Origin of the sequence: Halomonas sp. MES3-P3E (assembly GCF_002836035.1) — a bacterium.
Taxonomy (GTDB): Bacteria; Pseudomonadota; Gammaproteobacteria; order Pseudomonadales; family Halomonadaceae; genus Vreelandella; species Vreelandella arctica.
Genome location: NZ_PJBT01000182.1, coordinates 137188 through 161993, shown reverse-complemented (window position 1 = coordinate 161993; position 24806 = coordinate 137188). Strand labels below are relative to the sequence as shown.

25 protein-coding genes are annotated in these 24806 nt (G+C 55.5%); 11 read left to right on the top strand and 14 right to left on the bottom strand.

What is annotated here, in order from left to right; genetic code table 11:
* From CXF87_RS13380 to CXF87_RS13355, 6 genes are all read left to right on the top strand, one after another.
* On the top strand, positions 1-703 hold a 703-nt coding region (locus tag CXF87_RS13380; RefSeq protein WP_198556107.1), incomplete at its 5' end, for a hypothetical protein.
* Between the two features lie 137 nt (positions 704-840).
* Entirely contained in the window at positions 841-1659 is an 819-nt protein-coding gene (locus CXF87_RS13375; protein ID WP_101146930.1) for a DUF3100 domain-containing protein, read from the top strand.
* Positions 1646-2140, top strand: a complete 495-nt coding sequence (locus CXF87_RS13370; RefSeq protein ID WP_101146929.1) for a hypothetical protein — start codon at positions 1646-1648, stop codon at positions 2138-2140. The genes CXF87_RS13375 and CXF87_RS13370 overlap by 14 nt, the downstream gene beginning before the upstream one ends.
* Before the next feature lie 10 nt (positions 2141-2150).
* On the top strand, positions 2151-3308 hold the full coding sequence (locus tag CXF87_RS13365; RefSeq protein WP_008957123.1) for a M20 aminoacylase family protein: 1158 nt from the start codon (positions 2151-2153) through the stop codon (positions 3306-3308).
* A 118-nt stretch (positions 3309-3426) separates the two neighbouring features.
* On the top strand, positions 3427-4341 hold the full coding sequence (locus CXF87_RS13360) for an NAD(P)-dependent oxidoreductase (protein WP_232774926.1): 915 nt from the start codon (positions 3427-3429) through the stop codon (positions 4339-4341).
* Positions 4338-5888 (top strand): aldehyde dehydrogenase family protein, encoded by a 1551-nt coding sequence (locus tag CXF87_RS13355; protein WP_101146928.1) that lies wholly within the window; start codon positions 4338-4340, stop codon positions 5886-5888. The genes CXF87_RS13360 and CXF87_RS13355 overlap by 4 nt, the downstream gene beginning before the upstream one ends.
* Here the strand turns inward: CXF87_RS13355 and CXF87_RS13350 are convergent.
* From CXF87_RS13350 to CXF87_RS13335, 4 genes are all read right to left on the bottom strand, one after another.
* Positions 5885-6811 carry a LysR family transcriptional regulator gene (locus CXF87_RS13350; RefSeq protein WP_101146927.1) on the bottom strand — a complete coding sequence of 309 codons (927 nt, stop codon included), beginning with the start codon at positions 6809-6811 and terminating at the stop codon, positions 5885-5887. The two genes, CXF87_RS13355 and CXF87_RS13350, sit on opposite strands and share 4 nt — an antisense overlap.
* A 64-nt stretch (positions 6812-6875) precedes the next feature.
* The gene (locus CXF87_RS13345) at positions 6876-7232 is read right to left on the bottom strand and encodes a hypothetical protein (RefSeq protein WP_008957129.1); all 357 of its coding nucleotides are present in this window, start codon (positions 7230-7232) and stop codon (positions 6876-6878) included.
* Positions 7232-7504: an HU family DNA-binding protein gene (locus CXF87_RS13340; RefSeq protein ID WP_007112276.1), complete on the bottom strand. Its 273-nt coding sequence runs from the start codon at positions 7502-7504 to the stop codon at positions 7232-7234. The genes CXF87_RS13345 and CXF87_RS13340 overlap by 1 nt, the downstream gene beginning before the upstream one ends.
* Positions 7505-7630: 126 nt before the next feature.
* Positions 7631-8851: an NAD(P)/FAD-dependent oxidoreductase gene (locus CXF87_RS13335; protein WP_101146926.1), complete on the bottom strand. Its 1221-nt coding sequence runs from the start codon at positions 8849-8851 to the stop codon at positions 7631-7633.
* A gap of 38 nt (positions 8852-8889) precedes the next feature.
* Between CXF87_RS13335 and CXF87_RS13330 the strand changes: the two genes are divergently transcribed.
* The 4 genes from CXF87_RS13330 to phoR all read left to right on the top strand — a co-directional run bounded on the left by CXF87_RS13330 (position 8890) and on the right by phoR (position 12529).
* On the top strand, positions 8890-9501 hold the full coding sequence (locus tag CXF87_RS13330; protein WP_101146925.1) for a chorismate--pyruvate lyase family protein: 612 nt from the start codon (positions 8890-8892) through the stop codon (positions 9499-9501).
* Positions 9502-9536: 35 nt separating this feature from the next.
* Positions 9537-10427, top strand: a complete 891-nt coding sequence (ubiA, locus tag CXF87_RS13325) for a 4-hydroxybenzoate octaprenyltransferase (RefSeq protein ID WP_101146924.1) — start codon at positions 9537-9539, stop codon at positions 10425-10427.
* A gap of 123 nt (positions 10428-10550) precedes the next feature.
* Complete coding sequence (gene phoB / locus CXF87_RS13320) at positions 10551-11240, top strand: phosphate regulon transcriptional regulator PhoB (RefSeq protein ID WP_008957133.1); 690 nt, start codon at positions 10551-10553, stop codon at positions 11238-11240.
* Positions 11241-11242: 2 nt separating this feature from the next.
* Positions 11243-12529: a phosphate regulon sensor histidine kinase PhoR gene (gene phoR, locus CXF87_RS13315; protein WP_101146923.1), complete on the top strand. Its 1287-nt coding sequence runs from the start codon at positions 11243-11245 to the stop codon at positions 12527-12529.
* Between the two features lie 1035 nt (positions 12530-13564).
* Here the strand turns inward: phoR and CXF87_RS13310 are convergent.
* The 7 genes from CXF87_RS13310 to CXF87_RS13280 form a co-directional block, all read right to left on the bottom strand.
* On the bottom strand, positions 13565-14056 hold the full coding sequence (locus tag CXF87_RS13310) for a copper chaperone PCu(A)C (RefSeq protein ID WP_101146922.1): 492 nt from the start codon (positions 14054-14056) through the stop codon (positions 13565-13567).
* An 86-nt stretch (positions 14057-14142) separates the two neighbouring features.
* Positions 14143-14886 carry a sulfate transporter CysZ gene (cysZ, locus tag CXF87_RS13305; RefSeq protein WP_101146921.1) on the bottom strand — a complete coding sequence of 248 codons (744 nt, stop codon included), beginning with the start codon at positions 14884-14886 and terminating at the stop codon, positions 14143-14145.
* Between the two features lie 80 nt (positions 14887-14966).
* On the bottom strand, positions 14967-15692 hold the full coding sequence (gene phoU / locus CXF87_RS13300; RefSeq protein WP_008956462.1) for a phosphate signaling complex protein PhoU: 726 nt from the start codon (positions 15690-15692) through the stop codon (positions 14967-14969).
* Between the two features lie 31 nt (positions 15693-15723).
* Positions 15724-16539, bottom strand: coding sequence for a phosphate ABC transporter ATP-binding protein PstB (gene pstB / locus CXF87_RS13295; RefSeq protein WP_008956463.1), 816 nt, complete (start codon positions 16537-16539; stop codon positions 15724-15726).
* Complete coding sequence (gene pstA / locus CXF87_RS13290; RefSeq protein ID WP_101146920.1) at positions 16533-17957, bottom strand: phosphate ABC transporter permease PstA; 1425 nt, start codon at positions 17955-17957, stop codon at positions 16533-16535. The genes pstB and pstA overlap by 7 nt, the downstream gene beginning before the upstream one ends.
* Positions 17954-19072, bottom strand: coding sequence for an ABC transporter permease subunit (locus tag CXF87_RS13285; protein WP_101146919.1), 1119 nt, complete (start codon positions 19070-19072; stop codon positions 17954-17956). Before CXF87_RS13285 ends, pstA begins: the two co-directional genes overlap by 4 nt.
* Before the next feature lie 161 nt (positions 19073-19233).
* Positions 19234-20130, bottom strand: coding sequence for a PstS family phosphate ABC transporter substrate-binding protein (locus CXF87_RS13280; RefSeq protein WP_008956466.1), 897 nt, complete (start codon positions 20128-20130; stop codon positions 19234-19236).
* Positions 20131-20314: 184 nt separating this feature from the next.
* On the opposite strand from CXF87_RS13280, the gene CXF87_RS13275 reads away from it, so the two are divergent.
* Positions 20315-20731, top strand: a complete 417-nt coding sequence (locus CXF87_RS13275) for an acyl-CoA thioesterase (RefSeq protein ID WP_008956467.1) — start codon at positions 20315-20317, stop codon at positions 20729-20731.
* Between the two features lie 95 nt (positions 20732-20826).
* Here CXF87_RS13275 and CXF87_RS13270 read toward each other — a convergent pair whose 3' ends face one another.
* The 3 genes from CXF87_RS13270 to uvrD all read right to left on the bottom strand — a co-directional run bounded on the left by CXF87_RS13270 (position 20827) and on the right by uvrD (position 24760).
* Positions 20827-21921, bottom strand: coding sequence for a TRAP transporter substrate-binding protein (locus CXF87_RS13270; RefSeq protein WP_101146918.1), 1095 nt, complete (start codon positions 21919-21921; stop codon positions 20827-20829).
* 105 nt (positions 21922-22026) lie between these two features.
* On the bottom strand, positions 22027-22506 hold the full coding sequence (locus CXF87_RS13265; RefSeq protein WP_101146917.1) for a phosphate-starvation-inducible PsiE family protein: 480 nt from the start codon (positions 22504-22506) through the stop codon (positions 22027-22029).
* 55 nt (positions 22507-22561) lie between these two features.
* Positions 22562-24760, bottom strand: a complete 2199-nt coding sequence (uvrD, locus tag CXF87_RS13260) for a DNA helicase II (protein WP_101146916.1) — start codon at positions 24758-24760, stop codon at positions 22562-22564.
* Positions 24761-24806: the final 46 nt, after the last annotated feature.

Genomic DNA, 24806 nt, shown 5'->3' with positions numbered 1-24806 from the left:
GGCCGCGTTAACCATCTTTTTGGTGCTTAGGATTAACCCCGCCGAAATCGATTATGAAGAGGCCCGTGGGCTGGATAAAACAACGCACCAAACGATCAACATCGCCCAGGTGTTTCGTGATCACCCCATGTTGATGGTCGTGGGGCTTACGCTTTTGCTGTTTCATCTAGGCAATGCCGCCATGTTGCCGTTGTTGGGTCAGCGCGTGGCCACCAATGAGCTGATGAATCCTGCTGTTTATACCGCTGGTACGGTCGTGATCGCTCAAGCAACGATGATTCCGATGGCCCTTCTGGCTGCGTGGTACTCGCACAAGAACGGCTATTGGCTGCTGTTTTTGGTGGCGCTACTTGTGTTACCTGTCCGCGGTGTTTTGGCGGGCACGGTGCCGGGGCTCTGGAGTGTGGTGCCCGTACAAATACTGGACGGTGTCGGCGCGGGGTTATTGGGCGTAGCAACGCCGGGTATTGTGGCGCAAATACTGCGCGGTACCGGGCGTGTGAACATGGGGTTAGGCGCGGTGATGACGATTCAAGGCGTCGGCGCGGCGCTCAGCGCTAGTTTTGCGGGCGTGGTGGCGAGCTGGTTGAGCTACGAGGCAGCATTTTTGGCACTTGCCGGCGTAGCAGGAATAGCCGTGGTGGTGTGGTTGCTGTGCTTTGACCGTGGAGTCTCTTCATCGCCACTCAAGGTGAGCGTTTAGCGACTTTCCGCCCGGTGGGCGGGCGATCCACAACGCCTGACGGACATGTGTTCTAAAAAATAGCGCACTAAAGCCCTATGATTGAAACGGTAACCTTTCGATACTCGGAGTGACACTAAAAAAACAGGAACACTCCAATGGATCTCAAGCTACTGCTGGACTGGCGTCTGCACCTGACGGTGATCGTGACGTCGATGTTTGCCGAGTGGATAGGCATTGTGCGCATTCCACTCGGACCGGGAACACTGCTGTTACTACCGCTGCTTTACGCCTTTATCATTGGCGTTATTTTCAATCCCCACCTTTTTTCGACTATGGGCAAGGTGATTCCCAAGCCGGTCAGCAATGCGGCTGGCCCCATCATCCTTATCGCCATCCTGCCGTTTATTGCTAAATTCGGCTCTACTATCGGGCCTGCCATTGAGCAGATCATTGCCGCTGGCCCCGCGCTGATTCTCCAGGAGCTAGGTAATCTCGGCACCATGTTGATCGCGCTGCCCTTTGCCGTCCTGGTGCTCAAAATGGGCCGTGAAGCGATTGGTGCTACCTACTCCATCGCCCGCGAACCCAATATTGCCATTATTTCAGATCGCTACGGCCTTAGAAGCCCTGAAGGCATCGGCATTATGGGCGTGTACGTGGTGGGCACCATGTTCGGTACGCTCTATTTCGCCTTAATGGCGGGGTATATCGCCTCGCTGGATATTCTCGATATTCGTGCTCTGGCCATGGCCTGCGGGGTGGGCAGTGGCAGTATGGTGGCGGCGTGTTCGGCCGCATTAGCTGAAGCGGTACCAGCATCCAAAGATGAACTACTCGCCTTTGCCGGGGCAAGCAACCTGCTTACCTACGCCACCGGTCTGTATATCTCGCTATTTATCGCGCTCCCAGTCACTGAGTGGATGTACAAGCGCTTAAAAGGCTCGCGCCAGGAGGTTAGCCATGAAAACTCATGAGAGCCCAATCGATCAGTTCGATGCTGAGGCGTTAAAAGAGCTACGTCCCGAAAACCAGCTAGGCAAAACCGCGTTGGTACTGGCAGCCGTGTGTGTGGCGGCATGGTTTAGCAATATCGTCAACGGTTCGCCTTTATTAGACGCACTGCCCGGCATGTTGATTCTGTATGTCATGGTCATTATCGGCTTGGTCATCGGGCGCATATGCCCCTTTTACCTGCCCAGTGTGGCCTGGGTATCGCTGATCAGTATTATCGCGACGCTGCCATTCTTCCCTGGCAATGGCTGGATTATCGCACGGCTCGCTGAAGTGGATTTCCTGGCAGTGGTCACGCCGGTATTGGCCTATGCAGGGCTGGCGCTGACCGGACGTGAGTTTGCCATGTTCAGGCAGACCGGCTGGAAGCTAGTGATCGTGGCCTTACTGGTATTCACCGGCACCTTTATCGGCTCTGCCGTTGTCGCTCACATAATGCTTTAAGGATAGGACGATGACTGCCTCAGTAAACTTGCCGGATAGCGAAACATTAAAAGCGTGGCGTCACGATTTCCACCAGCATCCGGAAACCGCGTTTGAGGAGCACCGTACCAGTGCGCGTATTGCAGCGCTGCTGACTGAGTGGGGCTTTGAGGTAACTACCGGGATTGCTGGAACGGGTGTGGTCGCCGCTCTGGATGGTCAACAGGGGGAAGGCAAAACCATCGGCCTACGGGCCGATATTGACGCCCTGGATATCCTCGAAGAGACGGGGCTTGCCTACGCCTCGCAAACGTCCGGCAAAATGCACGCCTGTGGCCACGATGGTCATACGTCCATGCTGCTGGGCGCCGCCTGGGCGTTAAAGCAGCAGCCGGATTTCAAAGGCCGGGTGGTGTTTATCTTTCAGCCCGCTGAAGAGAGCGCTGGTGGTGGACGCGTCATGGTCGAAGAGGGCCTGTTTGAGCGCTTTCCCATGGATGCCGTATACGGTCTGCATAATTGGCCGGGCCTGCCGGTAGGTGAGGCAGCGGTGCATGACACCGATGTGATGGCGGCTTTCGATATTTTTACCCTAAAACTGATTGGCAAGGGATGCCACGCTGCGATGCCACACTTGGGCATCGATACGGTGCTGGCAAGCTGCCAACTGATCAGTCAGTTACAGGGGTTGGTGAGCCGTGAAACGCCGCCGGATAAATCGGCGGTGCTGAGTATTACCAGCATTCACGCCGGGGATACCTTCAATGTGATTCCGGAGCAGGTCGAGCTGCGCGGTACGCTGCGCTGCTTTGATATGACGCTTAAAGAGCATTTGGAAGCACGCTTTAAACAAGCGATTGGCAGTTTGGCAGAGTTTCACGGCTTAGCCGTTGAACTGGATTACCAGCGCTGCTACCCGGCTACTATCAATACCCCGGAGCATGCCCAGCACTGCGCGACGGTGCTGGAAAGCTTGCTCGGCAGCGACAAAGTAAAGCGCAACCCGCCGCCCAGCATGGCCTCTGAAGATTTTTCGTTTCTGCTAGCCGAGCGACCAGGCGCCTATATCTGGATGGGCAACGGTGTAGATTCCGCTTCGCTGCACAACCCGCGTTATGACTTCAACGATGCGCTGCTGCCGCTAGGGACGCGCTACTGGGTGGAGCTGGTAAGGGCGCTGCTCGTCTAAGTCGCCCCCTTTTTCTCAACGAAAAGCGTTATGCGCTCTCTGATGCCCACTGGGTAGGGGAGCGTCTACGCCGAACATAGCGTCTTTCAAGTATTAGGGCGTTCAAGGAGCATTTACGATGTCTTCACCTATGTCTTCAACAACAGCGTTATCGATCGTGGTGATTGGTCTCGGGCAGATGGGTGGCAATATGGCGCTCACCCTCAAAGCAGCAGGATTTGAAGTAACGGGTAGCGATGTATTTGAGCAAGCGCGATCTCGCCTTGCTGCTCAGGGACTAACCGTTGTGGCGCCCGATGCGCTGCCCGCAAGCGATGTGTATCTGCTTTCGCTGCCCACTTCTGTCCATGTACGTGAGGTGATTGAGCAATCCCCAGGCTTACTCACCCTGGCGCCTAAAGGCAGTGTGATTGTCGATACCTCGACCAGCGACCCCGCCGTGACTCGTGAATTGGCCGAAAAAGTAACCGCAGCGGGGCTTCACTGGCTGGACGCCCCCGTCAGCGGCGGCCCCAAAGGTGCTGCCAGTGGCAAGCTGGGTATGTTGTTAGGTGGCGATGAAAGCACTATCGAGCGGGTATTGCCGATGCTGGAAGCGATGTCAGCCAAGCGCACCCATGTGGGCGGCCCTGGCAGCGGTCATGTGGTGAAGCTTGCCAATAATTACCTGTGTGCCGCGCACTTGTTAACCACCGCCGAAGCCGTGGCTATGGCCGCCAAGGCGGGCGTCGACCCCGTCGCCTGTCTGGCGGGCATCAATAGTGGCTCCGGGCGCAGCGCGATTAGCGAGGTGAATTTCCCAGAGTGGGTGCTAAGCGAGCGCTTCGATTCTGGCTTTACCTCCGGTTTGATGCGTAAGGATCTGCGTCTGGCACGGGATGCCGCTGAGCAACTCGGTATCCCCTTGCCGTTGCTACAAGCCGTTGTCGATGCGTGGCACGCGAACCTCGAACAGCCAACTGATAGCGATGACTTTAACCATATTACCACGCCGATATTAGCGCGTGGCAGCCAAGCGGAGGGCAACCAATGAACTCACTTAGCCAACATGCCTGCGACCATCTTGCTGAACTGCTTAAAGGTTTCGGCTTAGCCGCTGCCACGCCGCTAAGTAACTGGGTTGATGGCGCATTAGTCGCAGGGGAGGGTGAGGAAATCAACTTGATCAATCCGGCCACCGGCGAAGCGCTGGTGAGCTATCGTGATGCGGGTGCGGCGTTAATTGAGCGTGCTACTCAAGCGGCTACGCGTGGGCAGCGTGAATGGATGGCGCTTACCGCCAGCGAACGTGGACGGCGCATGAGTGCGGCGCTGCGTGGGCTAGAGGGCCATGAAGAAGCACTGGCGCAGTTGGAGAGCGTCGTTGCCGGTAAGCCGATTCGTGACTGCCGGGCTGAAGTAGGCAAGGTGCGTGAGATGTTTGAATACTACGCGGGCTGGTGCGACAAGCAGCACGGCGAAGTGATTCCAGTGCCTACCTCGCACCTTAACTATGTACGTCATGTCCCCTATGGCGTGGTGGGGCAAATTACCCCCTGGAACGCTCCAATGTTCACCTGCGCCTGGCAAGTGGCCCCGGCCATAGCAGCGGGCAATGGGGTAGTACTGAAGCCTTCCGAACTGACGCCCTTCTCATCGGTGGTGATTGCCAAGCTACTGGAAAGCGGCGGGCTACCTAAGGGGCTGATTAATATCGTCAACGGGCTGGGAAAAACGACCGGCGCAGCCCTAACCGACCACCCCACTATCAGCAAGCTGGTATTCGTGGGCTCTCCCCAGAGTGGCCGCATGATTGCTGAAGCCGGCGCACGCCGATTGGTGCCCAGCGTGTTAGAACTAGGGGGTAAATCTGCCAATATCGTCTTTGCCGATGCCAAGCTGGACGAAGCCGTCGCCGGTGCCCAGGCGGCAATTTTTGCCGCCGCAGGTCAGAGCTGTGTGGCGGGCTCACGGCTGTTGATTGAGCGTTCGGTGTTTGAGCAGGTTACCAGCCGTTTGGCCCGGGCCGCGGAACAGATTGCGGTCGGCCTTCCCAGCGATGAAGCGACGCGCATGGGGCCTTTGCAGAATCGCCGTCAATTTGAGCAGGTCACCCGGATGATTGAGGCCGCCGAAGCGGCAGGCGCGAGAGTGTTAACGGGTGGCAAGCGTCCCGAAGGACTGCCAGATGAGGCTCATGGCTATTTTATCGCCCCTACCGTGTTGGTCGATGTCACGCCGGATATGGAGATCGCTCAGCAAGAGGTTTTCGGCCCGGTGTTGATCGCCATGGCCTTTGACGGCGAAGCCGAAGCCATTCAGCTCGCCAACGAAACTCGCTTTGGTTTGGCTGGCGCCGTTTGGAGTCAGGATGTGGCGCGAGCGCATCGTGTGGCGGGGCAATTGCGTGCTGGCACGGTATGGATCAATAGCTACAAGGCGATCAGCGTGATGTCGCCGTTTGGTGGCTTTGGCGATAGTGGCTTCGGTCGCTCAAGCGGTTTGGACGGCCTGCGTGAATACACGGTGCCGCAAAGCGTCTGGGTGGAAACGGCACCGGAAGCCAGCGTGGCATTTGGCTACGGTAGTGGCGTTGGTTAATCGCTTGCTGAGGCCGGGTCGCGAAAGGCCTGCATCCAGCGCTGTAAGTGTCTGAGCAGCAGAATGCTAGCCTTGGGCTGTTGGCGGCCTACGCGCGTGACCATGTGGGCCTGGGAGCGCTGAAAAAGGGGATTATCTACCTTACGCGCCACTAGCGTGCCAGCTTCTAAATCGTGTGCGACGGCAAAGGAGGGCAGTAGGGTAATGCCCATGCCGCTGCGCACATACTGTGCTAATACCACCATGGAATTTGTATTCATTGCCATGCGCGGGACTATACGAGACTGCTGAAATGCTTGGTCGACCATTTGACGCACCCCATGTGTGGTGTCCCACATGGCCATCGGCTGGGCGCTAAGCTGAGTCAGCGTGAGAGGTGACGTCTGGCTGGTCAATGGGTGATCCGGCGGCAGAATAGCCATCAGTGGCTGAGGACTGGATGACCAGAAACGCAGCTGGGGATGGGTACGCTCATGGAACATCAAGCCGATATGACTGTGATCGCCGACAATGGCGTCAATAATGCCCGAGGTGCCTGCGGTATGGATGTCGAGCTGAATGCCCGCATAGCGTTGGGTAAATTCGTGCAGCGGCGACGCTACTAGGTCACTGACAAATCCTTCACCGACGGTGAGCGATATCTTGCCGGTTTCCATGCGCTGGTAGGCTTCAAGTGACGCGATAAAGCCTTCGTCCAGTGCGCCGCGACGTTCGCAGTATTCAAGCAGCATTTCACCGACCGGGGTCGGTGAAATGCCGCCGCGCTGACGCTCCATGAGGGTGGCTCCCAAGGCTTCTTCCAGCAGCGAAATTTGCCTGCTGACTGCCGAGGGAGCAATGTCCAGACGCGCCGCAGCACGGCGCACTGAACCAGACTCCAGGGTAACGCGGAAGTACACTAAGCGTTGATGAGGTATGTCCATCGATAGCTGTTATACCTCTGCCTGGTTTACCCTTTGCTGATCGCTCAATACTGCAAATACTGGGCTACAAATATTTGAGCAGCTTCTGCAGCTTGTTCATATCGGCGGAGTCGCCCACTAAACGCACGTTGCCACTCATCATGCCGTCAAGAAAGGCCTGCTGAGTTGGCTTTTTGAGCACCTTTAACGCGGTGGCTTGGTCTCGGAAACGCAGTTCAAGGTCTAAGTCGACGGGCAGCCCTTTACCGGTGCTGATACCTTTCGGCGTCATCCGGTAGTGGCGGGCTATGCTTAGATCTTCCGTGGCAATTCCCCAGTCCAGGCCGCGCATGCGTTCTAACTGTTCACGAAAGCGCGGCTTGCGGCGCAGGGCACGTTTGAGCAATATGCCCAGTAGCCACAGCGTCAGCTTGAGCTTCATTAGGAAACGGCGTCCTTAAGTCCTTTGCCTGGCTTAAAGGCAACATTTTTGCTGGCCGGAATTTGTAGTGGGGCACCGGTTTGTGGATTTTTACCAGTACGTGCTGCGCGCTCACGTACCGTAAAGGTACCAAAGCCGATCAGAGCGACATCTTCGCCCTTAGCAACGCTGTTAGTGATTTCATCCAAAATAACGTTCAGTACTTGGCCTGCTTTGTCTTTTGACAGGTCGGCACTTTCAGCGATGGCAGCAGCGAGTTCAGGTTTGCGCATAAGAAATCTCCCTTTAGTAAACAATCGAACTTTTGTTAAAGAATCGAGCGTAAAGCAAATGCAGGTTGTTGGGCGCGTCATTAGCACTAGGTAGCTTCTCTAGCCTAGTCGTGAACGCGACGAAAATCAGCCTAGCAGCGTAGGTGCTGCTCTGGAAAGCTCCACTTTCCTTCTCACGCAGCCCCCTGTCAACGCAAAACCAATCAAACGTCCGTCTTTATTTTCGGCTAACGCACTGATATCGCCACCTTCGCCTTCAATTCGCCAGCGTTCAGGTGGGGTGGTTGGCGGATAGGCGACCACTGGCAGCAGGGGTGTTTTAACGACTATTGGCCAAGCGCCAAAGCTGACCGACGTGGGAGTGCCCGCAAGCGTTGCCGCCAATGCCTTGGCGCTCGCTTGCAGCGGCTGCACGTACATGGCGTTAACGCCATCGACGCAGGCGACATCGCCCAGGGCGTAAATATCGGGGTGTGAAGTACGCAGTTGGCGGTCAACGTGTATGCCGCTCGGCGATACGTTAAGACCCGCGGCTTCGGCAAGCGCCGTACGCGGTGTTAGGCCAGTTGCCATTAGTACGAGATCGGCGCTGATAGTCTCGCCGTTATCCAACCGTAATACGATGTCATCACCGCTGCTGAGTGTTAGTGAATCTATCGTGCGGCCTAAGCAGAGTCGGATGCCTGCCTCATTGAAGGCATCGCCCAGGGCGTTGCCCAGTGGCGTGGGCAGCAGGCGGGGCAGTAGCGTAGCTTCAGGCGCTATGACACTGACGTGATGACCTCCGGCGTGCAGGTCATTAGCAAATTCACAGCCGACCAGCCCGGCGCCAACAATCGCCACCCTTGCTGAGCCTTGGCCTAACGCCTGATGAAAGCGTCGGTAGTCGTCTAGGTCATTAATGGTGAAGCAGCGTGGGGCTACGCTGGGGTCGATGCTGAACGGCATCCTGGGGGCAGCGCCGGTGGCTAATACCAGTGTTTCGTAGCTTAGTTTTTCAGAGCTAAGTTTTTCATAGTTGGGCGCTTGTCCAGCGTCGAGAAGCAGTGTCCGGTTATCCACATCCAGTGCCGCCACGGGGGTGTGGGTAATGATGCGGGCGTTTAACTCATCGCCCAGCTCGGCAGCGTTTCGCTGGGCCAGTTTGTTGGGCGCTAGGCCTTTAGCGAAGCCGGTGGAGAGTAACGGTTTGCTGTAATCGTCACCGCTGTCAGCACTAATCAGCGTGATTGACCGCTGATCACCGAGACGGCGCAGTGCGCGGGCTAAGCCAATCCCGGCCATTCCCGTGCCAATAATGACCAGCGCAGCGTGGGATGAAGAGAGCTCTGGTTGTGAGGGGGGCATGCAGACACCAAAAAAGTCGCTGAAACAAAAGCCTGTTAGTGCTGCATGTTACACTAGCCGACTCGTTTATTGCCCTGGAGAACTTGGTGACGCCTGCAGCTTTTCGGCAAACTCCTCACTTTTCGCGCTGGCGCCCCGTTGATGCGGCGCGACCTGCCATGAGTACTTCCTGGTGGCAGTGGGTTGCCTCAACCGACTCATTAACCGCCCGTTTAATAGCCGCAGGAGGTGAAAAGCAGTTTCGCGTTCGGCTGCTACGCCAGGGCGTAGGCTGGCCGCGAGAGGATGAGGCACGGGCGTTGGGCATTGCTCCCAAACGCTACGCATGGCTGCGTGAAGTAGCGCTATGTTTAGATAATACACCGTGGGTGGTGGCGCGCTCCGTCGCCCCGCTTACTCAGTTAAAGGGCCAGCGTTTGGAAGGGTTAGGTGAGCGCTCGTTAGGCAGTTGGTTATTTCGTCAGCCAGGTTTAATTCGCGGGCCGCTTGAGGCCACCTCCCATCCCCCCTTATTTGCTTGTATGAACGGTATCGAAAGTGACTGTACCTGGGGCCGACGCTCGGTGTTTTATCACGGCGGGCTGTCGTTATTGGTGCAGGAGTATTTTTTGCGTGCGATGGCGGATGACCTTGATCTGCCATCGCGCTAGGCTAGCGCCTGCATCTTATTTTTCGTGAGGTAAGCATGGATCGTTCACTGTTGCGGCCGAAGGGATGGGCTCGCGTGGCAGATTTTATACAGCTGATGCGTTTGGATCGACCCATTGGCACGTGGCTGTTGATGTGGCCGACGCTTTGGGCGCTGTGGATTGCCGCTGAAGGGGTACCCGGCCGTGATGTACTGCTGATTTTTGTGGCCGGTGTTTACGTCATGCGCGCGGCTGGCTGCGTGGTGAACGATTATGCAGATCGCCATTTCGATGGCCATGTGAAACGCACTAAGCATCGCCCGCTCGCCACAGGTCGAATCAGCGAAACCGAGGCTCAATTGCTGTTTATTGGTTTGGTGGCCGCAGCGTTTATTCTGGTGCTACTGACTAATTGGTTTACGGTGCTGCTCTCGTTGGGCGGGGTATTTCTGGCAGTTATTTACCCGTTCATGAAGCGTTATACCCACTTTCCCCAGGTGGTGCTGGGGGCGGCATTCTCATGGGCAATTCCAATGGCCTTTGGCGCCGTGCTGGGCCATGTGCCGTTGGAAGCGTGGCTGCTTTTCTGTGCAAACGTGCTATGGACGGTGGCGTACGACACGCAATACGCCATGGTCGATCGCGACGATGATTTAAAAATTGGCATTAAATCGACAGCCGTGCTGTTTGGCGACGCGGATCGCCTGATAATCGGCCTACTCCAGGTAGCTACCCTGGGGTTACTGGCATGGGTAGGCTGGCGGGTCGGGTTAGGTGGGTTCTTTTGGCTAGGGCTCGCTGCAATGGCGGCAACTTTCCTGCATCAGCAGCGCTTAATTCGTTATCAGGAGCGGGATCCCTGTTTCCAGGCGTTTCTGAATAATCACTGGTCGGGGCTGCTGATTTTTGCTGGTATTGCGCTAAGTTGGTGGCCTGCGGCGGGTTAGTAACTGCCATTGTCATGTAACTGTCATCAAGTCATGGTGTTATCGTCACTGACATGTCATTGAACTGTTTTCTTTGAACTGTTTTCTTTGAACTGGCTTTTTTGCACACCGTGAGGCTCTGGTATGACCGCCAAAACCGTTCTGATTGTCGATGATGAATCGTCGATTCGCGAGATGATCGCGGTAGCGCTGGAAATGGCTGACTACCGTGTGCTCGAAGCAGATAACGCCCAGGATGCTCATGCCATGGTGGTTGACCACCAACCTGATTTATTGCTGCTTGACTGGATGATGCCTGGCACCAGCGGTATTGAACTGGCTAGGCGGTTGAAGCGCGAAGAAGCCACCGCCGAGATCCCCATTATTATGCTCACCGCTAAAGGCGAAGAGGATAATAAGATCCAAGGGCTTGAAGCCGGTGCCGATGACTATATCACCAAGCCCTTTTCGCCCCGCGAATTGGTGGCACGGTTAAAAGCAGTGCTGCGCCGCGCGACGCCGCGTGGCGTTGAAGATCCGATTGAGATTAATGGCCTGCTGCTTGATCCGGTAAGTCACCGGGTAAGCGCACACGGCAAAGCGTTGGAAATGGGGCCGACCGAGTATCGTCTTCTGCAGTTTTTTATGACCCATCAAGAGCGCGCTTACACACGTAGCCAACTGCTTGACCAAGTATGGGGTGGTAATGTGTATGTCGAAGAGCGTACGGTCGATGTGCATATTCGACGCTTACGAAAAGCGCTGGGCGATGTGCATCAAAACCTGATTCAAACGGTTCGGGGTACCGGATACCGTTTCTCTGCACGGGTGTAAATGTGCGCCTATGGAGCCGTGAACTGTGGCGTCTAGCGTGGCTGGCCACACTGGGTACTTGCTTAGGCTGGTTATTGGGCTCAGCAGGGCTAGGGCTTGCGGCAGGGCTTGCAGTATGTCTGTTTTATCACTTGCGGCAGCTACGCAAACTTTATTTATGGCTAACCCTACATCCTCACGATGAGCCGCCTGCCGCTCACGGTATGTGGGGTGAATTGTTTGATCGTTTATACCGCTATCAGAAAAGCCAGCGTATAACGCAAAGTCGGCTGCGCGCTACCTTGGCCCGTATTCAAGAGTCGTCTGAAGCGATGCGCGACAGTGTGGTCATGCTCGACCGCCACGGTGATCTGGAGTGGTGGAACAGCGCTGCAACGAACATGCTGGGGCTACAAACTGCCCATGATCGTGGTCAGCACATTACCAACCTACTGCGTGAGCCAAGCTTCATCCGCTACTTTAACGCGCGAGAGTATGGCGAGCCGCTAACGCTGACATCGCCGATTGACGAGCGTCGAATCCTGCAGTATCAAATTACCCTGTACGGCGACGATGAACGGCTGGTAATGGCTCGGGATATCACGCGCTTGCACCGCCTGGAACAGATGCGGCGCGACTTTGTTGCCAACGTCTCTCACGAGCTGCGCACGCCGCTAACCGTCCTTTCCGGCTATCTGGAAACCTACAGCGATATTGCTGACCAGTTGCCTCCGCGTTTGGGTAAAAGCATCAACCAGATGCAGGAACAGACGCAGCGAATGCAAAATCTGGTCAATGATCTATTGCTGCTCTCCCGGTTGGAAATCGACCAGGGTGGGAAAGATCACCATCCGCTGTCGCTAGGGCCTTTGCTACAAAGCATTTGTGATGATGCGCTGGCGCTGTCGAATCAGCGCCATACCATTACTGTCGCGCTTGAAAGCGATGCACGCCTGCTGGGTAGTGAACAGGAAATTCGTAGCGCCATCTCTAACCTCGCCTTCAATGCCGTTCGCTATACGCCAGCAGGTAGCCACATCACCTTACGTTGGAAATCTAGCGCGACTGGCGGCGGCTGTATTGATGTGGAAGACAATGGTGAAGGCATCGATCCCGTCCATATTCCCCGACTAACCGAACGTTTTTACCGTGTCGATAAAGGCCGTAGCACCGCAACTGGCGGCACTGGCTTAGGCTTGGCGATCGTTAAGCACGTACTATTACGCCACGATGCGCAATTACAGATTGAATCCCACCCGGGTAAAGGGGCGCTTTTTCGCTGCTCATTTCCCGCTTCACGTCTTGTATAGGTCTCATTAAGCGACCTCTCACACAATACCTGTAAAAGTGTGCAATATTGGCATGTAAAATTGGTAAGAGTTTACTCATGTGCCATTTTTATACAGTTTTTAGGCCTGGTATTCCGATGTTAACAGAGTGCTTTATCTTGATTTTTTTTATTAAGCTGTTGATTTCATGTGTTTTAATTTTTTTGTTGAGTTTTTGGCATGCTAGCTGCAATATTAAAAACAGGTAAGGACGTATTGATAGGTTAGATAAACATTGTACTGACGATATGACGAAGAGTTTGTATCTGTAAAAAGGATCGGTAAAAAATAGCAGTAGCGGACTAATCATTAATTATCTTTTTAGATATCAAAGAATGCCCTTTCAACGGATGAAAGGTAGATTGACAGGATGTTACAAAGGCAAGGATGCTTTTTAGGTTCAAGGATGAATCGTTAGGAAATCAAACGTTAGTCAGGGTTAATTCCAAGGTTGGAGTCCCGCACAAGGAGTGGAAGCTAACGTTAGTTATTACCTATAGCCTATTCTGATATCGGGCCTCGCTAGTCGGGGCCTAATTTTTTTGCTGCCTGCTTTTTTGTAAGCTTATAATACTTACTTCTACATTGTTTTATTTTTACTCCTCCATCTCTTTTTGTATTTATGTAATGGGCTATTCTCTCCATTCATCCATGAGTGGTCTAGGATTCGATCGCCCTAATGTTATGGCAGAGTCCCATCGTACTAGTGCTCAAGCAGAATATACCGCTAAATATTTAACGCATAACGTAGGCGATTGAAACGTTTGGTAACAAAAGTTTGCAATTATGTTGAAATATATTACGATAGAGGTGTGACACGCAGAAGCGTGTCACACCGATAGGGATGCAGGTCGATTCAAGGAATGAATCAAACGACAATCAAAACGCTGGTCAGGGTTAAATTCCAAGGCTGGAATCCCGCAAAAGGAAAGGAAGCTAGCGTTAGTTATTGTCCAGATATTGTGTCCTTAGACCCCCATTATGCGGGGTCTAATTTTTTATAGGCAGCAACTTTTTTTAGTGATGGTGATGCCCATCCGCGGCTTCACTACCTTCCTGGGCGCTTTGTACCCAGACCTCAATGTCCACATCACCTTGTTCAGCAAAGGTTAGCGTGATGGGAAATCGGTCACCTTCCGTTAACGGTTCGCTTAGCCCAATCAGCATTAAGTGAAAGCCACCACCAGGACGCATGGTGTAGGTTTCCCCAGCCTCAATAAAAAGCTCGCCCACATGACGCATCTGCATCATGTCGCCGTCCATTCGCATATCGTGAAGCTCCACTTTTTTGCTTGCAGGGCTGCTTGCGCCAATCAAGGTAACCGGGTCTGAAAAGGTGGTGATATCCACATAGGCGGCCCCATTGGCCGCACCCGGAGGGGTCGGTATGGCAAAGGGGTGTGCGATACGCATCGTGTCTGTTTGTACGTCGTGGGCTATCGCTACTGATGCCACCATAGAGAGAGTGCTGACTAAACACACACACAGCCAAGCGATGGGTTTGAACATACATTTATTCCTTTATTGTTGATTGAAGGCAGGAGAGCAATTTAAAGCGTAAAAATAGCAAAGTAGCCGAGCATAGGTAATAAGCGCTACTGCGGCGCGATGCCACGGGCATCTCCATGCACGTCTCTGTAGTGATCATCCCAGAGCAGTACGGCACCTGCCACGGCGCCGGGAATAAGGAAGAGATTGGCCAGCGGAATCCAGGTGATGAGCGTGACTAACCCCCCAAAGCTTAAGCTTTGCCACCAGCGTTTCGAGAGCCGTTGGCGCATATCGGAAAACGTCACCTTATTGTTATCCATTGGGTAGTCTAGATAAGTAATGGCCATGATCCAGGCGGAGAATAGCGCCCACAGCAGGGGGGATACTAAGTTCAGCCCTGGAATCCAGCTAAGCACAAACAGACCGGCGGCACGGGGCAAAATATAGGCGAGCTTAACAAATTCGCGGCCAATGGCATCAATGGCTGTTTTAGTAAGGTTGCGGTCATCAATCGGTTCACGGCCAGTCACTTGGGTTTCGACTTTAGCGGCCAAAAAACCGTAAAAAGGCGCGGCGATCAGGCTGGTCACCAGCGTGAAGGTAAAAAACACCACCACTAACAGGCAAATCACGAAAAGAGGCCAGATAAGCCAGGAGAGCCAATCAAGCCAGGTTGGTACCATGTTCATCCAATGATCTAGCCAACCACCGAAGCGGTTGAGCACGAAGCTGAACATGCTGACGTAAACAATCAGGTTGACTAAAATAGGCAGAAAAATATAGCGGCGCATACCCGGCTGATACACACAGCGTGTACCTCGGCTAAGCGCAGTGACAGCATCCAGCATGGTGGGGGAGACTCCTTATGATTCAAACGTCCAGGCCGCTTAACAGCCTGGACGTATTGCAGGAGGAAACCCCTTTCAGGTCAAGACTTTTTTAGCACTTGCGGGTCAAGGTTGTCGGGGTCGCTGTGGCGGATATCCAGGCCTTTGACAAGATAAACCACGTACTCAGCAAGGTTGTCAGCGTGGTCGCCCACACGCTCCAGAGCGCGCAATACCCACATGATGCTGAGTACGGAGGTGATCGAGCGCGAGTCTTCCATCATAAACGTCATTAGTGAACGCATTGCGCTGCTGTACTCATCGTCAACCAGCTCGTCTTCACGCACTACCTGCATCGCAAGGTCGGTGTCAAAGCGGGCAAAGGCGGTGAGCGCATCGCGCAGCATTTTGCGCACATGCTCGCTGATGTGGCGCACTTCCACCAAGCCACGAATAGTGCTGGTACTTTCACTCAGCAGCAGGGCGTTACGGGCGATTTTGCTGGCCTCATCGCCGATTCGCTCAAGATCAGAGGTGGCGCGGATAACGGCGAGCACCAGGCGTAGGTCGGAAGCTGCAGGCTGACGCCGCGCCAGTACCCGGGTGCATTCGTCGTCGATTTGCAGCTGCAGATCGTTGACCTGACGATCATTGTCGCGCACTTGTTCGGCTAGGCGGGTGTCGCCTTCAAGAAGCGCAAAGACGGCATCCTGCACTTGCTTCTCTACCAGACCGCCCATGGCCATCAGATGGGTTTTTAGCTCTTCCAGCTCCTGGTTGAACTGGCGAGAGATATGCTGGCTGTGAGAGTCGCTAGTAATATCCATGGAGCACTCCTGACGTTTCAGTCGCTAAGGCCTAGGTAATGCGGCCGGTGATGTAGTTTTCGGTGTGTTGCAAACGGGGGTTGGTGAAGACCTGATCAGTAGGCCCGTACTCAACCAGCTCACCTTGATGCAAAAAGGCGGTGTAGTCCGATACGCGCGCCGCTTGTTGCATATTGTGGGTGACCAGTACCAGCGTTAGCTCCGACTTTAGGTTACGGATCAACTCCTCAATTTTGAGCGTTGAAATCGGGTCTAGCGCTGACGCGGGTTCATCAAGCAGCAGCACATCGGGCTGTACTGCTAAGGTGCGGGCGATGACTAGTCGCTGCTGCTGTCCACCGGAAAGCTGCCAGGCGGAGCGGTGCAGGCGGTCTTTCACTTCATCCCATAGCGCGGCGGAGGTTAATGCCCACTCAATAATATCGTCCCTTTTGCGCTTGGGAAGGCGCTGCTGCAACCGCAGACCAAAGGCCACGTTTTCATAGATCGACATAGGGAAGGGATTGGGGGTTTGAAACACCATCCCTACTCGCCGCCGCAGCTCGGTCACGTTCGTTTGCGGGTCGTGAATGTCCTGCCCTTCCAGCGTGATTTTGCCGCTATGGGTCACTGTCTCATTGAGATCATGCAGACGATTAATCGCCCGTAACAGCGTTGACTTACCGCATCCCGACGGGCCAATGAAGGCCGTCACACGATGTCGCGGAACACTGAGGGTTAAGTCACGCAACGCCTCTTTCCCCGCATAGGCGAGGCTTAAGTGATCGATGCTCAGGCAGCTGTGCTCGGACGAAAAGTGCGCCACTGGTACCTGAGCGGTATTAGCTGAATGTAAAGGCGCTAGCATTCGTTTCCCCGTTGACGCCTAAGATAATGACGCAGAAATATGGCAGTTAGATTAAGTACTAGCACAATCAACACTAAAAGTAGCGCCGTGGCGTAAACCAGCGGGATCGCAGCTTGTACATCTTCGCCGTGAAAGGCGGTATCAAATAAATGATAGCCAAGGTGCATAAACTTGCGCTCTAAATGTAGGTAAGGAAACTCACCGTCAATCGGCATTTGTGGCGCTAGTTTGGCAACGCCGACGAGCATCAGTGGCGCCACTTCGCCTGCCGCGCGGGCGATCGCTAAAATAACGCCTGTCAGCATGGCCGGTGCCGCCATGGGCAGTACGATGCGGGTAAGCATCTCAAGGCGAGTAGCCCCGAGCGCCACGGCGCCTTCGCGCTGGGCCTCAGGAATCCGCGCGAGCCCCTCTTCGGTTGCCACAATGACGACGGGTAGGGTTAGTAGGGCGAGGGTTAACGAGGCCCACAGCAGGCCGCCGGTGCCAAACGTGGGCGAAGGCAATGTATCGCTGAAAAACCACTCATCCAGCGAGCCGCCAATGCCGTAAACGAACACTCCCAAGCCGAAAACGCCATACACGATGGACGGCACCCCCGCTAGATTGCGCACGCCGATGCGCACCAGGCGCGTCAGCCGCCCCTGGTGAGCAATTTCATTAAGATAAATAGCGGCCAGCACGCCAAATGGCGTGACCATCACGGACATTAAAATCACCATTAGCACGGTGCCAAATATCGCCGGCCACACGCCACCGTCGGTATTGGCTGCTCGGGGCCCTTCGCTGAGAAACCGCCATACCCCATCGCCCCAGACATGGGTTTTCTGCCACCAGCTCATCGCATTTGGGGCTTGAGCGCTGACGACACTGGCCATCGGTTGACGCAAGGTTTGGCCATCCACGGTGGTGAGCAGCAGCTGGCTCTCTTGACGTTGGCTAGCGGGAAGTGCCAATAAAGTCGTTAACCGTTGCCAGGCAGCGTCCCCCTCCCAGCGCTGGTCGTCTTGCTCAATGGCCGCCAAGCGGCCAATAAAATCCCCCCAGGGGCTTCGCTCCAGGCGAATCAAGTCAGCTGGCTGCGCGCGTTCGGCAATCTCCTCAATCGCCACCCAGCGCCAGCGGGCGCCCTCTATGTCCTGATTGCCGGTAAAGTACAGCCGTTCATCTCCCGCTTGCTGGGGGAGCTCGACCTCGCGCACGGCATGGCCAGCAAAGGTGTCACCCGAATGCAGAGTGACCTCTTCAAGCGTCGCGGGCCAGAAGTGTCCAAGCCCACGCACTAACAATAGCGCCAGTAGAGCACCCAGCATCAGCAAGGAGAGCGCTACGCTGGCCGCGCATAGCCAAGGCCATAAGTCATTCAGCCAGTTAAAACGAGGGCGGCGAGAGGCGGTGTTGACCGTGCCAGCTTTCATGATGTGCCTCCCATCTGGCGATAACGGCGGCGCAGGCGCTGGCGGACAACCTCGGCTAGGGTGTTAACCAGGAATGTGAAGATAAACAGCACCAGTGCGGCAAAAATCAGCAGATGATAGGTCTGGCCGCCGGGTGACGCTTCAGGAAGCTCGATGGCAATAGCCGCTGCCATGGAGCGCATACCTTCGAAAGGGCTGGCGCTAAACAGAGCGGTGTTGCCACTGGCCATCAGTACAATCATGGTTTCGCCCACTGCCCGGCCCGCGCCGATCATCACCGCCGAGAAAATACCTGGTCCCGCCGCCGCCAGTGCCACCTTCCACAGCGCCTGCCAACGGCTGGCACCCAGCGCCTGGGCGCCCTCTATCAGAGTCGAAGGCACATCGGCAAGGGCATCTTCTGCCAATGAGTAGATGCTGGGGATAACGGCAAACCCCATCGCCAGACCGACAATCAGGGCATTGCGGGTGGCGTAATCCATCCCAAAGCGCTGGTCGAGCAACTGACGCAGATCCCCGCCCAGCCACAGCTGCTCCATCCACGGCGCAAGCCATAGCGCTATCGCCACCATCAGAGCGAGCCACGGTATTAGCCACAGGCCAGCCCAGGAGAGCGGTAAACGACGGCGCAGCCGAGCTTTGACCAGTTGCCAGAGCAAGCCCGCAAGCCCGGCACTGAGCGGCAGCCAGATTATCAGTACCAAAGCGCTGGCTAGGTGACGCTCTACCCATGGCGCCAAAATGAGCCCGGCAATAAAGCCCACCACCACGCCCGGAATGGCCTCCATCATTTCGAGTGCAGGTTTGATGCGCGCACGCAAGCGCGCTGACATAAACAGCGCAGAGTAGATGGCCGCCCCTAAGGCGACGGGAATCGCAAACAGTAGCGCGGCCAGCGCGGCTTTAAGGGTGCCCCACGCCAGCGGAGAGAGCTTGGCCAGGGCCAAGCTCTCTCCAATCGCCAGTAGTGGCAGCGTTTCCCATATCAGAAAAACGCCGATAGCGAGAATCGCCAGCAACACCCCAACACCACCAGCGGTGATGAACCCGGTGGCCACACGATCCTGAAGCAAGCGCAATGGCTGCCGAGAAGAGGTTAACCGAGGTGGGGTCATGTCGCTATCATGACAAAACTAGGCATGGCAAAACCGGGGTGATCACAGTACTGACCAGCATGTATTGAAAGAGTGAGTCGTGAAGAGAGCTTATAGTGAAAACGGTGCATAGAATGATTCCCTACTCTAAGACGATTATGTGTCAATTAGATGACAGCGGCTTACCACCTTTGCTGCGCGTCAAGGACGCTTGGGGTTAAGGGGACAAAACCGGATGCGCGTGCAATTTGCTGGCCCTCATCGGACATGATCAGCGTCAGTAGTGCCTGCTCGGCGGGCGGTAAGGATGCCCCGGGCGGCAGGTTCACGTAGAGGTAGAGGTAGCGCGACAGCGGATAATCACCGCTCTGTATCGCTGCTTCATCGGGCGGTATAGCGATGCCGTCATCGTCATAAAGGCTTAATGCGCGCACGGCCGGCGTTAGGTGGTTAAACCCGGCGTATCCCATTGCATTGGCAGACTCGCCCACTGCAGCGACGACGGCCGATGAGCCGGGGTGTTCGCTAATATCGTTGCGAAAGAGGCCGCCGCACAGCGCCCGTTCTTGAAATAGCCCGTGAGTGCCGGAGGCAAGGTTGCGACCATGTAACGCAATACTGCCAAATGACCAGTCACGCGTTGCCGAGAGCTGATCCCAGCGTCGTATCGGCGCCTCGGCACCGCAGGCGCGTGAGGTCGAGAAGATGGCATCGACCTGCTGGCGGGTGAGCGCGCGCAGCGGGTTATGGCGATGGACGACCACAATCAGCGCGTCACGGGCAACTTTTAACTCTAGCGGCGGGTAGCCGTAGCGCTCAATAAAGTTATCCTGCTCTTCGGTGCTCATCGGCCGCGACATCGGCCCCAGCCGGGTGGTACCTGCCATTAGCGCGGTTGGCGCGCTGGCCGAGCCGCTGGCTTGAAATTGCAGCTTTACCTCTGGGTAGCGGGAAGTCAGTGTTTCGCCCCAGCGCAGCATGAGCCCAGCCATGGTGTCAGAACCGACGGCACCTAACGTGCCGGTTATCGGCAGTGATTGCCCCCAAGTAGGTGGCGTCACCAGCAGCAGGGCCATCATCACCCAGCAACCTGAGGTGTGCCGTAGCGATAAAAGGTAGCTTCTATGAGATGAAAGAGTATTCAAACAAGCGTCCTCTTATGGTTAACTGAATCCATTCACTTGTGTTGCGACGCAGCAACGCCCCTTGGCAATGTGCCTTACTGCAACGTTTACAACAATAAACTGACTAAGCGACGAACCCATGACTCTTCTGGAAACCGATTTGGATGACGTACCGGCCCCTCAAGGGCAGCTTACTTTAAAATTACTGGCTTCCCGCCAAGATACCAATCTTTATGGTGATATACCCGGTGGTTGGCTAGTCAATCAAATGGACCAGGCAGCTGAGCTTGCAGCCTGCCGCGAAGCGGGTGGGCGAACGGCCACCGTGGCGATTGAAGCCATGGATTTTTTAAGCCCGGTGCGCGTCGGCTCAATGGTCAGTGTCTACACCCAGGTACAAGAGATCGGTCATAGCTCAATCAAAATTGATGTGGAAGTATGGGTACGCCCGCCCCATGGGCAACGGATTGAAGAGCGTCAAAAGGTGACAGAGGCGCGTTTTGTAATGGTCGCATTAGACGATAACGGACGGATCCGAGCGGTACACAGCGAATAGCCCTTCTTATCAACCCCTTCAATGTTCCCCCCTAAAATAGCAAAAGGGCGCTCAGTGCGCCCTTTGCCGTACTTGCTGCTTACCTGACTGGATAATCAGGCACCTACGTTGTCGCGGTTCTTGAGATAGGCGTATTCACCCACGTCGCTAAACGGACGCAGTAGTTTCTGAAACGCCGAGTAAGATTCATACACGCGGCGGGACTCTTCATCGTCCTCGATTTGGCGCTGGATGGCATCCTGGGAGGAGGTGTAAAGCGCTGCCATCACGTCTTCAGGGAAGGTGCGCAGCTGAACGCCGTGCTCATCGACCAATGCTTCCAGTGCCTGGGCGTTGCGAAAGGCGAATTCGCTGATCATCGCCAGGTTAGATGCACGTGCGGCTTCGCGAATGACGTCCTGCAGGTCTTCCGGCAGCGCGTTCCAGGCATCCAGGTTGATCGTGCCTTCCAGTACCGCTGAGGGCTCGTTCCAAGCCGACGTGTAGTAGTAATCAGCGACCTGGTGCAGACCGAATGCCAAATCGTTATACGGCCCCACCCAGTCAGCGGCATCCAGAGCGCCAGTTTGCAGCGAGGTAAAAATTTCGGATCCCGGTATGTTGACGGTGCTGACACCGATGCCGTTCATGGCTTCACCCGCGAGGCCTGGCAGGCGTAATTTCAGCCCCTGCATATCGTCTAGCGAGTTGATCTCTTTCTTGAACCAGCCCGCCATTTGCGTGCCGGTGTTACCGACAGCAAAGGGTTTCAGGTTGTGATTGGCGTAGATTTCGTCCCACAGCTCTTGGCCGTCACCATGGTACAACCAGGCATTCATTTCGGTGGTGGTCATGCCGAACGGTACAGCGGTGAAAAATTGTGAAGCAGCCACTTTGCCGCGCCAGTAGTAGGACGCAGAGTGACCCATCTCAGCGGTTCCCGCCGCCACGGCGTCGAATACTTCAAGCGCAGGTACCAGCTCACCCGCGCCATGGACGCGAATCTGCATACGGCCGTTGGAAAGCTGCTCGACCCGGCGGGCAAAATCATTTGCACCGGTGCCCAGGGCGGGAAAGTTTTTCGGCCACGAGGTGACCATGTCCCAGGTATAGGTCTCTTGAGCGCGTACGCTAGAGGTAGTTACGAAGGGGGCGGCAGCGACACCCGCAGCGCCTAGGCCAACGGTTTTGAGGAAGTTACGGCGTTGCATGTGAGCAAAACTCCAAAAGTCATTATCTGTTTTTATAGGGCGCTAAGTGCGCCGTGTCTGCTGGTTAGTATGCTTTATAGCGAATTTAGCTCGCAAGCCTTCTGACTAATCATCCGCTGCGTCTTTCATACTGTTGCCGTGGCGCACCAGCCAATAGCAACCGCCTAACGCCAGGACTGCCACCGATAGCGCGCCTATTTGCCAGGGGTCGATGACTTCCATATCCAGCACCATAAACTTGCGCACCAGCGCCATAATGGCAATCAGCACGACGATTTCAACGTGAATGAAGCCTTTCCCGCTGGTCATTGTGCGGATAATGGAGTTGTTGAACTCCATGGCAATCAAGACGGTAAGAATCATGTCGAACAAGGCTTGAAACACGCGGTAGTCAAAGGGGTCGCGGCTTTGAATAAACAGCAGCTGTACCACATGAATGACCAGATAATACATGGCGACCAGCACAGCGCCGCCGATGGCGAGGGTCAGTACCATCGATACTAAGCGTTCAAAGCGCTGGTAGCCGCTGAGTGATTGCCAGCCGTTACTCACTTCTGGAAATAGGCGTTTTAAGCGCTGTTTCATAATGACCTCTACGTGGCGCCTGGGCGCATTCAATGGGACGTAAGTGAACAGATCGCTATAGCGGTGTCAGCTTAGCAAAGCCAAGTACCAGCCATTTTACCCCTTCGCCTTCAAAACTGACCTGTACACGGGCGCGGGCACCTTCGCCTTCCGCATTAAGGATAATCCCTTCACCGAACACCGGATGCTCAACGCCCTGGCCGACGTGCAGGCTGGGCAGATCGCCGCTACTTTCGACGCTTTGCTGAGCAAAAGAAGTGCGCGACGCGGTCACCGGGCGTGAAATATGCCCGCGCAGGCGGACTTCTTCCAGCAGGTGTGGCGGTAGCTCGCGTAAGAAGCGTGAGGGGCGTGGAAACACTTCTTTGCCGTGCAGGCGGCGAGTTTCTGCGTGGGTCAGGTAGAGCTTCTGCATGGCGCGAGTGACGCCGACGTAACAAAGTCTGCGCTCCTCTTCGAGCCTGCCCGGCTCTTCCAGGGACATCTTGTGCGGGAAAAGCCCCTCCTCGACCCCGGCAATAAACACCACGGGAAACTCCAGGCCTTTGGCGGAGTGCAGCGTCATTAGCTGTACGCTGTCTTCAAACTCTTCAGCTTCATGGTCGCCAGCGTTAAGGGCTGCTTCGGAGAGAAACGCTTCCAGTGCGGCCATGCCTTCGCCCGCTTCAGGGGCTTCAAAGACATCGCCTTGGGTAAAGGCGCGGGCAGCAGTGACTAGCTCTTCCAAGTTCTCCACGCGCGCTTGACCTTTCTCGCCGCGCTCACTTTTGTGATGTTCTATCAGGCCTGTATGAACGGTAACGTGATCGATAATCTCGTGCAGTGCCATGCCGGAGGCGTCGTTATCGAGCTGCTCGATCAGGTTGGCGAAGGTTTGTACGGCATTGGCAGCGCGGCCTTTTAAAGTGCCGTCGTTAATCGCATCGTGGAGCGCCTGCCACAGCGGAATGCTCTGCTCACGTGCACGCAGGCGGACAATCTCGACCGTGCGCGTGCCGATGCCACGAGTGGGGACGTTAATGACCCGCTCAAGGGAGGCATCGTCATCGCGGTTGAGCATCAGGCGAAGGTAAGCCAAGGCATTTTTGATTTCTAAGCGTTCATAAAAACGGTGGCCACCGTAAATACGGTAGGGCATGCCTTGGCGAATCAGGGTCTCTTCCAGCAGCCGCGACTGGGCATTGGAGCGGTAGAGAATCGCGATATCCCGGCGGTTAAAGCCTTCGTCGACCTTCTCTTTGATGGTATCAACGATATAACGCGCTTCTTCCAGGTCGTTAAACCCGGCGTAGATCGAGATCGGCTCGCCTTCGATGCCATCAGTCCACAGGTTTTTGCCCATCCGCTCGCTGTTGTGGCTGATCAGTGTATTGGCGGCTTCAAGAATCGCGCTGGTGGAACGATAGTTCTGCTCTAGACGCACGGTATGGGTTTGCGGGAATTCCTGCTCAAAGCGGCTGATATTCTCCACCTTGGCACCGCGCCAGCCGTAGATCGACTGGTCGTCATCGCCCACCGCGGTCATCGGCGTTTTCATGCCAGTGAGCAGTTTTAGCCAGGCGTATTGCAGCGTATTGGTATCCTGAAACTCATCCACCAGTACGTGACCAAAGCGCTCCTGATAGTGTTTTAACAGTGCTGGGTTATCGCGCAGTAACTCCAGGCTTCGCAGCAGCAGCTCACCGAAATCGACCAGACCGCCGCGCTCGCAGGTCAGTTGGTAGCGCTCATAGAGTTCGACCATCTGACCCATGTAGGCATCGCCATCGACATTTACCTGGTGCGGGCGCAGCCCTTCTTCTTTGCAGCCGGAGATAAACCCCTGCACCTGACGCGGCGGATAACGTTCGTCATCGATCGAGTAATCTTTCAGCAGCCGTTTAACCAGGCGCAGCTGATCGTCGGAATCGATAATCTGGAAGTGTTGCGGCAGCCGAGCATCCTGCCAGTGGGTGCGCAGCAGGCGGTGGGCAATGGAGTGAAAGGTGCCGACCCAGACATGTCGCAGCGAGAGGCTCAGCAGCGTCTCAAGGCGGGTACGCATTTCTTTAGCGGCTTTATTGGTAAAGGTAACCGCCAGCAGCGCGTAGGGAGACAACCCTTCGGCCTGCATCAGCCAGGCGATACGGTGAACCAACACGCGGGTTTTGCCGGAGCCTGCCCCTGCGAGCACCAACAGGTTACCTTGGGGGGCGCTCACTGCTTCGCGCTGTGCGGAGTTGAGCTGATCGAGAATCGCCGTGACGTCGTCCATAGTAGCCGCTGCCGGATCAAAAAATAGGCGGCTAGTCTAGCACAGC

Coding starts and splice junctions, on each gene's coding strand:
- CXF87_RS13375 (WP_101146930.1), top strand. CDS start 841: ATGGATCTCAAGCTACTGCTGGACTGGCGTCTGCACCTGACGGTGATC.
- CXF87_RS13370 (WP_101146929.1), top strand. CDS start 1,646: ATGAAAACTCATGAGAGCCCAATCGATCAGTTCGATGCTGAGGCGTTA.
- CXF87_RS13365 (WP_008957123.1), top strand. CDS start 2,151: ATGACTGCCTCAGTAAACTTGCCGGATAGCGAAACATTAAAAGCGTGG.
- CXF87_RS13360 (WP_232774926.1), top strand. CDS start 3,427: ATGTCTTCACCTATGTCTTCAACAACAGCGTTATCGATCGTGGTGATT.
- CXF87_RS13355 (WP_101146928.1), top strand. CDS start 4,338: ATGAACTCACTTAGCCAACATGCCTGCGACCATCTTGCTGAACTGCTT.
- CXF87_RS13350 (WP_101146927.1), bottom strand. CDS start 6,811: ATGGACATACCTCATCAACGCTTAGTGTACTTCCGCGTTACCCTGGAG.
- CXF87_RS13345 (WP_008957129.1), bottom strand. CDS start 7,232: ATGAAGCTCAAGCTGACGCTGTGGCTACTGGGCATATTGCTCAAACGT.
- CXF87_RS13340 (WP_007112276.1), bottom strand. CDS start 7,504: ATGCGCAAACCTGAACTCGCTGCTGCCATCGCTGAAAGTGCCGACCTG.
- CXF87_RS13335 (WP_101146926.1), bottom strand. CDS start 8,851: ATGCCCCCCTCACAACCAGAGCTCTCTTCATCCCACGCTGCGCTGGTC.
- ubiA (WP_101146924.1), top strand. CDS start 9,537: ATGGATCGTTCACTGTTGCGGCCGAAGGGATGGGCTCGCGTGGCAGAT.
- phoB (WP_008957133.1), top strand. CDS start 10,551: ATGACCGCCAAAACCGTTCTGATTGTCGATGATGAATCGTCGATTCGC.
- CXF87_RS13310 (WP_101146922.1), bottom strand. CDS start 14,056: ATGTTCAAACCCATCGCTTGGCTGTGTGTGTGTTTAGTCAGCACTCTC.
- cysZ (WP_101146921.1), bottom strand. CDS start 14,886: ATGCTGGATGCTGTCACTGCGCTTAGCCGAGGTACACGCTGTGTGTAT.
- phoU (WP_008956462.1), bottom strand. CDS start 15,692: ATGGATATTACTAGCGACTCTCACAGCCAGCATATCTCTCGCCAGTTC.
- pstB (WP_008956463.1), bottom strand. CDS start 16,539: ATGCTAGCGCCTTTACATTCAGCTAATACCGCTCAGGTACCAGTGGCG.
- pstA (WP_101146920.1), bottom strand. CDS start 17,957: ATGAAAGCTGGCACGGTCAACACCGCCTCTCGCCGCCCTCGTTTTAAC.
- CXF87_RS13285 (WP_101146919.1), bottom strand. CDS start 19,072: ATGACCCCACCTCGGTTAACCTCTTCTCGGCAGCCATTGCGCTTGCTT.
- CXF87_RS13280 (WP_008956466.1), bottom strand. CDS start 20,130: ATGATGGCCCTGCTGCTGGTGACGCCACCTACTTGGGGGCAATCACTG.
- CXF87_RS13275 (WP_008956467.1), top strand. CDS start 20,315: ATGACTCTTCTGGAAACCGATTTGGATGACGTACCGGCCCCTCAAGGG.
- CXF87_RS13270 (WP_101146918.1), bottom strand. CDS start 21,921: ATGCAACGCCGTAACTTCCTCAAAACCGTTGGCCTAGGCGCTGCGGGT.
- CXF87_RS13265 (WP_101146917.1), bottom strand. CDS start 22,506: ATGAAACAGCGCTTAAAACGCCTATTTCCAGAAGTGAGTAACGGCTGG.
- uvrD (WP_101146916.1), bottom strand. CDS start 24,760: ATGGACGACGTCACGGCGATTCTCGATCAGCTCAACTCCGCACAGCGC.